Origin of the sequence: Spirosoma sp. KCTC 42546 (assembly GCF_006965485.1) — a bacterium.
In the GTDB taxonomy this organism is placed as follows: domain Bacteria; phylum Bacteroidota; class Bacteroidia; order Cytophagales; family Spirosomataceae; genus Spirosoma.
Genome location: NZ_CP041360.1, coordinates 6,931,643 through 6,945,350 on the forward strand (window position 1 = coordinate 6,931,643; position 13,708 = coordinate 6,945,350).

The window sequence follows — 13,708 nt, forward strand, 5'->3', positions numbered from 1 at the left end:
TTAATGAGAGGGAGCCTTCTTTGTCCGAACCACTCTGAGCTTATTCATCAATTCTTTGCGACTTGTAGCCGGAATGGGAATGGGAGGCTCGTGATTGACCAGGTACAGATGGTTAGGCTCCAGGCGTTCCAGATAGTTTAAATTAATAAGAAGTGATCGGGATAATCGGTAGAAATTAGGTGTTGGAAAATATTGGGCCAGATGGCCTAAGTTCATGCTAATGTAGTATGTCTTTTTGCTGGCCAGAAAAATCTCTACGTACGACCCATCCGCTTCGATATAGAGCACATCGTTAGGATCTATTTTTTCATGCCCATTATCAACCGGGAAATATAAATAGTTAGATACTGGAATATCACTGGATTTGGTCAGTGTATATTGAAAATAATGATAGGCCATTTCAATCTGTAACTTCAGTTCATCGTGTCGAAATGGTTTTAGTAAATAAGCTACAGGTACTGTCTCTTTTGCCAATTGAAAGGTTTCAGGCTCAGAATTAGCCGTCAGATACATAATTGGCATCGAATGAATTTCCAGTAGTTTCTTGGCGGTCTCAATACCGTTCGCAGATGAACCCTCCAGATGAATATCGACCAGGGCTAGATCAGGGGGATTATTCTTAACAGACTTCACGGCATCCTGAAACGTACGGGCAATTGCCGTAACAACATGACCAGCTTCCTGGAGGGTTTCGCGAAGATCCATTGCGGTAATGGTTTCGTCTTCAACAATCAAAATCTTAAGTGGCGTCATGGGTCTATACGCTGAATTCCATCGTAAATACGACACCTGAAGTTGTTCCTCTCAGGTGCGTGCTAAATTGATACGTTCCGTTTACCTGTTCCACCTGAGCTTGAATAAGTTGCATACCAAATGAGCTGGTTTTGATAGCTTTTGAGGAGGTGAAGCCGAAGCCATCCAGCCGGGTATCAGTCCAACCAGGACTATCCATTCCGGGGCCGTTATCAGATACAGTGAGTTCTATCTTCTTGCCCTTTCGATGGCATATGACCCACAGTTCAGGAGTTTCATTGTCAGGGAAAGCATATTTACAGGCATTGGTAATCAATTCATTTAGGATTAACCCTAAAGGAACTGCCTTGTTAGCCGATAACATAATTTCGTCAATAGCAAAGTGTACTGTTACAGCAGAACTCCCATACGCTTTCAGAACTCCCCGTACCAACTCCTGAATAAAGTCATTCAAGTCCACTTCGGCTAACCGCTCCCCGTCATACAGCCGTTGATGAAGTATGGCCATTGACTGTACGCGTAGGCGGCTTTCCTCTACAGCTTTCTTTGCCGTTGGATCTACCAACCGTTTCGATTGCAGACTAAGTAAACTCGAGACTACCTGTAGATTATTTTTAACCCGATGATTCTGTTCTTTGATCAGGTCCTCATTCCGGCGACTAATCCGTTGGTTTTTTCGATACAACCGAAAAAAAACGACACTCATTCCAGCAGCTATCACAAACAGAGCGAAGGTGACAACACTAAAGTATTTCTGTAACCGTAGATTTTGGGCATTCAAATCAATTTCTTTCTTCTGTGCGCTTAGGAGTGCTTCTTTTTTTTCTGTTTCATACTCCATATTCAATCGGGTAATGGCCCCGTCACGATCTGCCAGAAGTCTGATGCGCTCTAATTCATTCAATTTTCTCAGCCGCTCAAACGCTTTATCCCACTGCCGTGTGGCCTCAAAATAGGCAACAAACTGCGTTTCAAGACCCAGTTGAATCTCGTAATCGGTTAATTTTTTACTGGAATAGAGGCTTTCCGCCTTGACTAATGTTTGGTAAGCCTGCTCAGGTTTATCGAATGTTAAATAAGCAGACGCCAAATGCACCATCGTATTCACCAGAATACCATCTTTGTGTTTGAGGGTAAATAGATCCTGGGCCTTTTCCAGATAAGAGAGTGCTCGTGGATCTTTAACCTGCGAAAAAAGTGTTCCCAACTCCAGGCTTACTTCTGCTACACCCACAGTATCTCTTAACTTCACACACAGCAGCTCCCGTTTTTTATAATACAAAAGAGTTCTCTCAAACGTTGATTGCTTACGTGGCACTTGTGCACTCCAGATGGTTTCATAGGTTTGGGCTAACGCTCCGTAAGCACGTATTAAGGCCATAGCCTGATCTTTCCGAATATGTTGCGCAACCTTCAAGGAACGATAAGCATACTGCAGAGCCTGCGTTGAACGGCCCAATCTGTTTTCACTTTCACTTAGTCGCACATAAAGTCGACTCAATTCAAAAGAATAGCCTTTAGGCTCTTGGATGCGAAGCGCTTTTACATAATAAGACTGAGCAGTCCGATAATCGCCCACAAAGACATACGCTTTCCCGTATAGGTAATACGCTTCTGCCAGGATCAATGAGTCGTGTTTAGCAATAGCTTCCTTCTCCAGTTGTGCGGCTTTCTGAATTTTTACTGGATTTAGGTGTAAATGAACCGGTACTTGCGCCTTGGTCAGGCCCGAAATAAGCATCCAAAAAAGGCACACATAACGAATTTCGGTAACAAATCGAGGCATTTAAGCAACTAGTTTAGAGCGAAAGCGCAGTTTCTATTGTCTTTATTAAGATCATAAGTTTCGTACCAAATTTACTAAAGTATGCATTAATCATCATAGGTATTTTCCCATAAGAAAGATAGACTGCTTGGTAAGAAAAAGAACGCTATTGGTAAAGTGGCCGTTGCAAATGATTGGTTAATAAAGCAAGTTTGAAAGATTGCCGAATAGAACTAACTTATGATACTAAGTAAATGTACTTCTTTAGAATAGGCTTCTATCCGTATTGAGTAGTTCCAATGTATCGAAATTGTTGACAATCTGGCTTTTCGTTTCTATCCACAAGAAGAGTATTCACGTAGTTCAACCTCTCCAAACTTTATAAAATTTGGTAAAACCTTTACAAGCCAATACATCAGGAAGTTGGTGAATGAGGATCATTGGTGCCAACTAGAACTTTATCGCCCACCCGAATGGCTCCTCCGCGAATCACCTTTGCGGTCATTCCGCCGTGCCCACGCATCGCGTTATAACCACCAGGTCCTAAAGCTGTCTCCATTTTGGAGCAGGGATGGCATTGCCCCGTGATCTCAAGAACAGTTTCCCCAATCTGGATTTGGTGATCTTTCAGAGCGAGTAGATTCAGCCCCGATACAACTATATTCCGACGTACCAAGGCTGGGTCAAGTACATCGTGTCCTGTTAAAGCCGCTACAACGGGTAAATGTTCGGCCTGAATAAGCGTTACATGACGATTACCACTTCGCCCGCTGTAGTGGTCGCCAATAATGCCTTTATTGGTAGAGATGGTAATTGCCTCAACTACCTGCACCGGCACACGTCGTTCAGGCCGAATACCGATCCATTCTATCCGACCGGGGCGGGGGAATACGTCAAATAAGTCTTTTATGTTGTTCATCGTCTGACCGGGATTTAGCTGATTTATAGATTAAAACTGATTTTGTCTCAAACTGATTCGCCTGAACGAAGCGCAGTACAAAATCTTGTAAATCTATAAATCAGCTAAATCCCGGTCAGATATAGTTTACGTACGAATTCACAAAAGACCCATCATCAAATAAATCGACGAGGGCGTACCCGGCTGCGGTATGGTGGTACTTGCCAAACCACCAGGCTCCGCTAACAGCACCGTTGCAGAAGTACGAAACACCATTATAATCGACCCGATCTGTTAAATGAATATGGCCGCTGAGGGCGGCCTTTACGTTGGGGTGACGATGAAATAAATCGGTAATACGAACGGTATCGCTATGCATCCAGCGAGCCGGTACACTCCAGCTCTCATCGGAAAAACGTTGTCCATCGAAGAACACGCAAGCCGCCAGAATTGGCACATGGGAGACAATCAGAATTGGTATCTCAGCAGGGGTATTTTTCAGATCATTTTCGAGCCAATGGAACTGTTCATCATCTAAACAAGCCGTATACCAGCTACCATCCGCTTTAGGCTGTACACTATCTAAGACTACAATATGCCAGCCGTTTTGGTCGAGACTATAGTATCGTTTCGTCATAGCCAGCTCGTCCATTGCCCATTGACGACCAGCCTCAAAGCAGATTTTGGTTTCCTGCCGACACCAGATGTCATGATTCCCTACGCAACTCAACAACGGCAAAGCATTCTCACTTTTAAGTACATCCTGGTAGAGCCTCCACTGTCGGCTAACACTATCTTTACTCCGACCGTGGGCTTCCATAATGGCATCGCCCCCGTTAATGATCAAGTCGGGCTTATCGGCTAATCCCTGTACGTGATGCAGGCACTTCTCAAAGCCTTTGGCCGCCCCAACCAGCGGTTGCATGTGTACGTCTGTGAGATGCGCAATCCGTAAAACCCGTTGCTTTGGCTTTACTCCCTGAGCGCTACACAACTGATGACCTGTAAGAGCGATAAAGCCCGCCCCCATTTGCCTGACTATATCCCGGCGCTTCATGCAAGCCTGTATTGGTTTGCGCAAAGTACGGCTGTAGCTATGTCCTGTTGATTATCCGCACTTTATGCTTTTGTTAGGAAATTAGCGGGTTGAGAGAGGGATTTGTTTACATTGTCGGAAACGGGATTTAGCTGATTTAGGGATTTACAGGATTTTGTTTTATAGATTCTTCAAAGATGCGCAGAGCAAAATCAGTTTTAATCCGTAAATCAGCTAAATCCCGGTTCTGACTTATCTACCAAACTTCAGCGTCGTTCCAATTCGGAAGCCCAGACCCTGATACTTTGCATCCTGCCACTGCGAGATGACTTCGACCCGGAAAAAGGGCAGTACCTGCGGAATGAGCCCGTCCAGGCCGTAACCCACTTCGGTATAGTTCTTTGACGCTGGTGTATATAGGTAGTGGACGAATAGATTTTCTTTCAGCCCGATCAATCGCACAAGCGTTAACTGGGTAATGAAAAACTTTCGAAATTCGGCCAGCACGTGCGCTTCGGCAAAATGCCTGCCCGTGCTGTACTGATAATAAGGCAGTAAACGGTAGGTTGATACAACATCGCCCTGCTGGAAGAAAAACTCGTTCCCCGCAAAGTGCTTGAAATCAGGGAAATAAACCTTCCGATCATTTAGGAATGTACCCGCGCTGAGTTGGTAATTCAGTTTACTCCGAATCCCCGTTTCAAACGAATGACTGATGCTCCCCTGTATAAAATCATAATCGACCGCATCGGCAGACCCATCTGATATGCCCTTTCGGTAATTAAGGGTTAATAAAGGTGAGTCATTATCCCGTCGGGCCGTACGCCGGCCGTTGCGTATCGTATACTGAGTTGCGCCCAGTCGGGCCGATGCGGTTAGGTTTAGGATCAGGGCATTGTGCGTAGGGAAACCGGTACTGCCTACCTCAGCGTTGTCAGGGCGGTTTGAGGTGTACATCCGGTTGCGCCAATCAATCCACGGCTTGAGGTCTTCTTTGTAATTCGCCAATTCAGTACGTCGGGCATATTCCAGACTACCCGATAGCGATATCCGGTTCTTAAACGGTGACGCGCTTACACTTAAATTCACAAATTCTTTCTGATAGAGCTTTATGAAATTCTGCTCAAACAGAAGTGTTGTCAGCGAGTTCAGAAACGGACTAATAGGGTTATCTGGATTAAACTGGTACAGGTATCGGCCACCCGTCAAACCTACCTTCGTCGATTTGTACTGATAACTAGCCTGTCCATAGCCTACCAATGCCTTCCGGCCAAACTGATAGCGGCCTGTACCACCAATGTTCCACTCGCCCAGCGGAATTTGCCGGAATCGGCTCACGGAATCCACTCGCTTCCGATAACGCAGATTTAAGGCTCCCTCCACACTATACCCCTCTACGGTATTGTATTCAATGCGGGTAAGTGGGCTGGTGTATAGCAGAGAAGTCTGTTTCGATAATCGCCATGTATGCCCAAATAGTACCTGATCAAACCCAAACTTATTCGGCGATTTTTTCTTTTGGGTGGAATCCCGCTTGGCGAGTCCACGCTGGGTTGTATCAACAGTACCAGGCACCTTTATCTCACGTGTTAAACCAAGGCTGTCGGCTTTTCGGTAGCTTTTGATTTCGGCAGTAGTTAATGGAACAGACCGTAACGAATCCCAGTACACATTGGAGCGTTTGCGCGCCAGTGAATCAACAACCAGCGAATCATCACGCACAACGGTCACATCTTCTTTCCGATTCTTGCGCGCCTGTTTCTCCTGCTTTTCGTATTCTTTCACCATCTGACGAAGGTTTTTCGTCGAGAACTCCTTTTGTTTCTTCACTAGCTCATCGAAGTTCTTGCCTTTGATGTCGCCTTTGGCCAGAACCTGAGCCGGTGGTGCTTTCTTCTCGTCGGCCACCTCAATGTCCTCCACGAACGCAGGATTTACCACGAATTCACTGAACGTCAGGCTCCTGATGTAATAACCAGTAGCTTTTATGCCCAGATACGAGCCTTTGCCTTCATAACGCTGGTTGGTTGGCATCCAGACGCCCTGTACCGGACTGCATATGTGGCGCATCGTAAACGAAATACCAATATTGTTTACGGTTTCAAGTTGCAGGCTATGAATGGCCCAGGTATTTTCAATAATGTAGATGGTTCCTCGAAACACTCCTTCTCCATATTGCCGGGGCGTTACCTGAATTTTGCTCACTTCTACCGTTCGTCCATCGGGTCCAGGCTCACGGAATGTGCCTTTGTACTCAAATTTGTAGTAGGCAAACGCTTTCGGCGACAAGGGAGATACAGCACCTGCAACGGTTGGACTATAGAAACTAGCATTGAAAAACTGGCTTGGGTTCAGAAAATCGCCCTGCGAGTTACGATTGGCAATAATCCGCTGGCGATAGGTATTGGGCTGACTAAACGATACTTCCGCTACGGTTTCATTCAGCAAGGGGACACCCACTTTGAAATTGGCCTCTTTCTCGGCTTCTTTTAATTGTTTCCGAAAAGCCATTTCGGCCAGATTTGGGAGGTCGATGACGGTAAAAGACGACTTTGTATAAACCCGCGCCTTAAATCGTTGTACCTGAAGCTGATGAAATCGACTTTTGGCAATAGCCCGACGCATAATGGTATAAGCAGGATCTTCGTTTCCCGCTTTAGTCTGTACCTCAGCCAGGCGTAATGCCTGCTCTTCCAGCGTTGCGTCTAGCGTGGTAAAGCCAGCTTCTATTTCTGCTGATTTCTGGATAGTCTGAAAACCCAGATATTGAAAAACAATATCATATTTACCGGGTGCCAGCACGATTTCATAACGGCCTTCTGCATTGGTGATGGTGCCGTTTTTAGTGCCCTTCACAATCACTGCCGCAAACGGCAATGCCTCTCCCTGGGCATTTTTAACCGTGCCCCGAAGGCCAGTTTGTGCTTGTCCACCTATTGAATAAAAGCAGGCAACCAGAATAAGTAATATGGACTTCATGCAGCTATAAGCTTTGTTAATAACGCGAATGTATTCGTTTAATGAAGGATGCGCTGCTTTTTTTGATGAATGACTATTTTCATCCACAAGCAGAACTACTTAGCTTTTAAAGGCAAGATGCAATTAAGCGCGCTAACGTTGGCTGCACTTTTGTTAAAAAACTATAATCTGTCTTACGTATCTTGCTTCAAACTCCTCACAATCTGACTTGTATGCAAAAATCAGTATACTTCTTCCTCAAATTATTCATTTTTTCACTAGTTCTCACCTCCGCCATTGCCCAGTCATCTTCGCCATCCATTGTCTTACCCGAACGCGAACGGGCGCGGATCATCGACGAAATTCTGGACGATCGGTTCACTAATTTTTTACCCCAGCTCATGCGTCGCGAGGGGATCGACATGTGGGTTATTATCTCCCGAGAGTATAACGAAGATCCCGTTTTGCGGACCATGTTGCCGAGCACCTGGCTTTCGGCTCGCCGACGAACGATTATCGTCTTCTTCGATACTGGGAAAGAACGGCCCGCCGATGCGGTTGAGAAACTGGCCATTGCCCGTTACGATGTGGGCAACTTGCTAAAAGGAGCTTGGGACATCGACGTTCGACCAAACCAGTGGGAAGCGCTGGCAAAGATTATTGAGGACCGTAAGCCGAAAAAGATTGGACTGAATATGTCTACCAACTACGCGCATGCGGATGGGCTCTCTTTTTCGGAACACGATGAATTTGTAAAAAAACTACCTGCCGACTACCAAAAACGGATTGTATCGGCGGAGAAATTGGCTGTTGGCTGGCTCGAAACCCGAACCGAAAAAGAGATGGCTATTTACCCGCTCATCTGTCGGTTATCGCACCAGATTATTCAGGAAGGATTTTCGGAGCAGGTCATTCAGCCTGGTGTTACCACCACAGATGATGTGGTTTGGTGGTTCCGCCAGCGGATTACCAATCTTGGCCTGGATACCTGGTTTCACCCAACGGTAGATGTGCAACGCTCCGATAAGGAGGACTTCAATCATCTCCGTACATTCTCCAAGCGCCCGGATAAACAAGTGATCATGCCGGGCGATTTGCTCCATGTTGATTTTGGCATTACCTACCTCCGCCTGAATACAGATCAGCAACAACACGCCTACGTGCTGCGTCCCGGCGAAACGGACATTCCTGAATCCATCAAAACGGCGTTCAAACAGGGGAATCGCCTACAGGATATCCTAACGGAACAATTCAAGATGGGAAAGACAGGGAATCAGATGCTGTTGGCGGCTTTGGACCAATCGAAAAAAGAAGGAATTAATGGCACCATTTACACGCACCCAATCGGTGTTCATGGTCACGCAGCTGGTCCAACCATTGGTTTGTGGGATCAGCAGAAAGGCGTTCCTGGCCCCGGCGACTACCCGCTCCTTGCCAATACGGCCTATTCCATCGAGCTCAACGCTGCCGTCGAAATTCCTGAATGGAAAAAAGTAGTGCGTATTATGCTCGAAGAAGACGGCTTTTTCGACGGCCAAACATTCCGCTATATTGATGGTCGGCAAACGGAGATTTATACCATTCCGAGAAAGTTGGGGTATGTGAAGTAACGAATGAGACGCAAGGGATTGCAAATCCCTCACGTCAGCAATCTTAGCCGTGGTGTCGGTTACTTCTAACCGACACGTTAGGTTTCTCAAAACCTACTGTAATTCGTTAGGTTTTGAGAAACCTAAAATGTCAGATGTTAGCATCTGACATCACTATGGGACTTCAATTCCTTGCGTTTCTACATTACTTCACCGGCGCACCATCCCGAATTTCTTCTGTGGCGGTTGTAATGAGCGAATCCCCTTCGGTTAACTGACCGAAGATTTCGATTTTATTGTCGGCTTCCAATCCTTTTTTCACAGGTACCCACTCCGCTTTATGATCCTTAACCCGGATCACGAAAACGCCCGTCGTTGCGTTAACGATAGCCGATTTCGGCACAACAAACGTACTCGTTTTCGTAGGTAGTGGCAGGTTTACTTCAGCTACCATACCGGGTAGCAGCTTCTTATCATTGTTGATCACATCCACTTCAACCCGCTCCGACCGTAAGCGTTTGTCGAGCGCGCCCGATAAGCGTTTTATCTGGCCGGTAAATTTCTTATCGGGAAATGTTTTGACCGTAAAGCTCACTTCATCATTCTGATCAACATAGCCCGTGTAGGCTTCAGGGACCGAAATAACCAAACGAAGCCTCTTTTGCTCGGTCAATACAAACAAGGGAAATTCTGACCCTTTGCCTGATGGTCCGATGTAGGCACCTGTGCTGGCATTACGGGCACTGATAATTCCGTTGAACGGCGCTCTGATTTCCAGGTATTTCTTTAAATCGGCCACTTCGCGGTAAGCCGATTTAGCCGCTTCCAGTTGGGCGAGGTCGGCATTACGTTTCGCCAAGGCGAGATCAACATCATTCTTTGAAACGGCACCGGAGAATTTGCTGGCCTCTAAAACCCGCTCATAATTAGCCTTACTGCCAATGGAAACGGCCTCCTGTGCTTTAAGGCGCGATTCCGCAGAACTTAATTGGGCGCTTAGCTCAGGTGCTTCGGCTAACGCCAGTAATTGGCCCTGTTTCACTTCAGACCCAACATCCACATTCAGCGATTTAATAAAGCCGCTCACTTTAGCGTAAATATCTACATCGCGAAATGCAACCAATTCACCGGGGATGTGCAGGGAAGAAGAGAGCTTACCTTTTTTCAATGAAAATACCTCAGCAGCGGCCACTGGCGCATCAGCCGTTTCGGCTTCTTTCGCTTCTGCTTTGCTTTCGGAAGAATGACAATTCGTTAGCACACTGGCCAGCAGCAGACCGCCTGTAAGGATAAGCAGACCACGCACTGGTTTATTGATTAGCCGTTTCATACGAGGGAGAAATGTAATATTTACTGTCTTTATCTTCGGGATCAAGCGACACCGATTCGGTTGTTGTTTTGCCCTGTACCCAGGCAAAGGCCAATGGTAGAATGAATAAGGCCGCAAACGTTGAGGCAATCAGACCACCGATAACAGCCCGGCCCAGCGGTGCTGCCTGCGAGCCGCCTTCGCCTAAACCCGATGCCATGGGAATCATACCAACTACCATGGCTACGCTGGTCATCAGAATAGGCCGCATACGCAACGACGCGGCTTCTCGTGCCGATAGCATGGCATTCCCATTTTTCATTCGCAGTTCTTCGGCATTGGTCACCATCAGGACGGCGTTGGAGATGGATACCCCCACCGACATAATCATACCCATGTAGGATTGAAGATTGAGCGTTGAGCCGGTCAACATCAACAGCGTCAATGAACCGACCAATACCGCAGGCACCGTACACAAAACAACCAGGGATACCTTGAATGACTGGAAGTTGGCCGCCAGCATCAGGAAAATAACGACGATGGCAGTGATCAGACCTGTTTGCAGACTATCAAGGGTGTCGATAAGTACCTGAGTTAACCCCTGCATTTTCACGGTTAAACCACGAGGCAGTTCGCCGAGCGAGTCGATGGCTTTCTGAACATCGCGGGCTGCGGTGCCTAAGTCGATATCATTCAGGTTGGCCGTTACAGACAGTACTGGTATGGCACCAATGTTATCATTCTCCCCATAAGTCGTTCCTTGTTGAAGAGTCGCCACATCGCTCAGAACCGGGCGATTTGAATTTGGCAAAACCGGTATTTCGCCTAAATCATTGACACTGGTCATTTGACCTTCTGGAACCTGCACCTGCACGGTATAGGATTGACTCGATTTCGGGTCGATCCAGACGCTCTTCTCCGTATAGCGCGACGACGATGTAGCAGCAATCAATGAACGGGAAATCGCCGATATATCGGTGCCTAGCTGAGCGGCCCGTGTCCGGTCAATGTTTATATTAATAGCGGGAGATTTCGTAGCCTGACCAATCTGAACATCCCGCAGATAGGGGATTCTGTTCAGTTTAGCGATTACCTTATTGGCATATTCTTCGTTCTGCTGTTTGTTCTTTCCAGACAGTTTAACTTCAATAGGCGTTGGTGAACCCTGGCTGAGAATCTTGTCTGTCAATTCAATGGGTTCAAACGAAAGCTTGACATCAGGCAGCGCCTTTTTCATGCTGGCTCTGAATTTATCTTTCAACTGATCCAGATCAACATCGTAATCTTCTTTCAGACTTACCTGCAAAACACCTTCCTGTGGTCCGGCCATGAACAGGTAAATGGGGCTCGTTGAAAACTGGGCTCCGTGCATCCCAACCATAGCTGACGTAATCTCAATATTTTCCTTGCCAACCAATTGATTCAGTACATCAATCGTTTTCAGCATCGTGGCTTCGGTCTTTTCGAGTCGGGTACCGTCGGGTTTGCGAATACGAACCTGAAACTGCCCTCCGCTTACTTTTGGCAATACATCGCGACCAATAGAGGTAATAAGTAAAAGCGCAATACCCAATGAACCAGCCACATAGATCAAGACAATAGGCTTACGATAGACAAGCGTACGGCCAATGAATCGCACAAAACGCGCCCTAATCCGCTCGAAGAAACTGATCTTACCATCGTTATCGAGGTCGATACGGTGCGCTAGCTTTTTCTTTTCCTGTAGTATATCATCCTGACTGTGGTTACCATTTACAGGTAGTTTTCCATTAGGTTTAATCAACTGCCCATTTGCCTCCTGACTGTGGCTCCCATTTAGACCTGCTTTTCCATTACTAACCGGATGGTGTTCTTTCATCATCCAGTTGGCCAAAACCGGCACTAAGGTTTGCGCCATTAGATACGATGTGATCATTGAGAAACCAATGGCCAAAGCAAGTGGCAGGAACAACGCCCCCGGAATACCCGTCATCGTAAATGCGGGCGCAAATACGGCAAGAATACAGAACAGAATCAGCAGTTTTGAAAAGGCAATTTCTTTACAGGCATCCCAAATAGCTAAGGCCTTGGGTTTACCCATATCCATATGCTGGTGAATATTCTCGATCGTTACGGTACTCTCATCGACCAGAATCCCGATGGCGAGCGAGAGACCACTCAACGTCATAATATTAATCGTCTGTCCAAATAATGACAGGAACAAAACCCCCGAAATAATACAGGTTGGGATGGTAATGATTACGATCAAAGCGCCACGCACATCACCCAGAAAGAGTAGTACCATCAGCCCCGTTAGAATGGCACCAATAGCTCCTTCCGTCATCAGGCTTTCTACGGCGTTGATTACATATACCGATTGGTCGAAGGTGTAGGTCAGCTTTACATCTTCCGGTAATAGAGCCTGAAAACGGGGCAGGGCAGCTTTCAGATTCTGAACAACCTCCCAGGTAGACGCATCCGCCGACTTGGTGATGGGTAAATACACGGAGCGCTTTCCATTGACCAATACGTAGCCCTGGGTAATATCGGCCCCATCTTCAATAGTGGCAACATCTTTCAGATACAGGTTTTGAACCGTTCCGGTATAGAGTGGAATATCGCCGAAATCCTGAATATTCTTGACGGTTGTATTCGCGGGGGTAAAGTAATTGAAGTCGCCAATGCGCACGTTTCCGGCAGGCGTTGCCTGGTTATTGATCCGTAAAGCAGCCACCAGTTGATCGGGCGTCAGATTATGCGCCCGCAACAGCTCAGGGTCTGCTTTAATAACAATGGAACGAGCATTACCTCCAAACGGAGCGGGCGATACCAGACCTGGAATAGACGTGAACCCGGACCGGATATAGACGTTGGCCAGATCCTGCAACTCATTATTACTGCGTTTCGGGCTGCTGAGTACTAATTGACCAACTGGTAAGGTAGAGGCATCGAAACGCAAAATAAAGGGTGGCTGTGAGCCGGGCGGGAAACTGGACTGGGCCCGGTTCGAATACGCAGATACCTCGGCAGCCGCCTGCGCCATGTTTGTACCTTCGTAAAACGACAGCTTCAAGAGCGTAATGCCCTGAATATTTTTCGTTTCAATACTCTTTACCCCCGACACGTAGAGTAACAGGTTCACATACTGTTTCCCAAAAAACGACTCCATCTGGTTGGGTGTATACCCACCAAATGGCTGCGAAATGTAAATGACCGGTAAATTCAGGTTTGGAAAAATATCAATCTTGATCGAACGAACGGCACCAATGCCGAAGTAGAATAAGCTGGCTACGATAACCAGAATCGTAATTGGCTTCCGTAACGCAGAGCGGATTAAATTCATCTTAAATTAAATTCATCTTAAATTCTTAACTCGGTTGAGCTAATCACACGATTTCCTTTTCAACGTTCCTCTAATTCA

The 13,708-nt window shown here is 46.6% G+C and carries 8 protein-coding genes; 1 reads left to right on the top strand and 7 read right to left on the bottom strand.

Translation table 11 applies throughout. The features are described 5' to 3' along the window. The 5 genes from EXU85_RS28315 to EXU85_RS28335 all read right to left on the bottom strand — a co-directional run bounded on the left by EXU85_RS28315 (position 1) and on the right by EXU85_RS28335 (position 7,431). Positions 1–753 carry a response regulator gene (locus EXU85_RS28315; protein ID WP_142775309.1) on the bottom strand — a complete coding sequence of 251 codons (753 nt, stop codon included), beginning with the start codon at positions 751–753 and terminating at the stop codon, positions 1–3. Positions 754–757: 4 nt separating this feature from the next. Continuing rightward, positions 758–2,539, bottom strand: a complete 1,782-nt coding sequence (locus EXU85_RS28320; protein WP_142775310.1) for a histidine kinase dimerization/phosphoacceptor domain -containing protein — start codon at positions 2,537–2,539, stop codon at positions 758–760. A gap of 394 nt (positions 2,540–2,933) precedes the next feature. Further along, positions 2,934–3,437 carry an MOSC domain-containing protein gene (locus tag EXU85_RS28325; protein WP_142775311.1) on the bottom strand — a complete coding sequence of 168 codons (504 nt, stop codon included), beginning with the start codon at positions 3,435–3,437 and terminating at the stop codon, positions 2,934–2,936. Positions 3,438–3,552: 115 nt separating this feature from the next. Further along, positions 3,553–4,473 (bottom strand): metallophosphoesterase, encoded by a 921-nt coding sequence (locus EXU85_RS28330; protein ID WP_142776866.1) that lies wholly within the window; start codon positions 4,471–4,473, stop codon positions 3,553–3,555. 231 nt (positions 4,474–4,704) lie between these two features. Then, positions 4,705–7,431 (bottom strand): DUF5686 and carboxypeptidase regulatory-like domain-containing protein, encoded by a 2,727-nt coding sequence (locus EXU85_RS28335; RefSeq protein ID WP_142775312.1) that lies wholly within the window; start codon positions 7,429–7,431, stop codon positions 4,705–4,707. Positions 7,432–7,643: 212 nt separating this feature from the next. Here EXU85_RS28335 and EXU85_RS28340 point away from each other — a divergent pair, with 212 nt between their 5' ends. Continuing rightward, on the top strand, positions 7,644–9,020 hold the full coding sequence (locus EXU85_RS28340) for a M24 family metallopeptidase (protein WP_142775313.1): 1,377 nt from the start codon (positions 7,644–7,646) through the stop codon (positions 9,018–9,020). 184 nt (positions 9,021–9,204) lie between these two features. Here the strand turns inward: EXU85_RS28340 and EXU85_RS28345 are convergent, their stop codons facing one another. Beyond that, the gene (locus tag EXU85_RS28345; RefSeq protein WP_142775314.1) at positions 9,205–10,329 is read right to left on the bottom strand and encodes an efflux RND transporter periplasmic adaptor subunit; all 1,125 of its coding nucleotides are present in this window, start codon (positions 10,327–10,329) and stop codon (positions 9,205–9,207) included. Then, on the bottom strand, positions 10,310–13,630 hold the full coding sequence (locus tag EXU85_RS28350) for an efflux RND transporter permease subunit (RefSeq protein ID WP_142775315.1): 3,321 nt from the start codon (positions 13,628–13,630) through the stop codon (positions 10,310–10,312). Before EXU85_RS28350 ends, EXU85_RS28345 begins: the two co-directional genes overlap by 20 nt. Between the last annotated feature and the right edge of the window lie 78 nt (positions 13,631–13,708).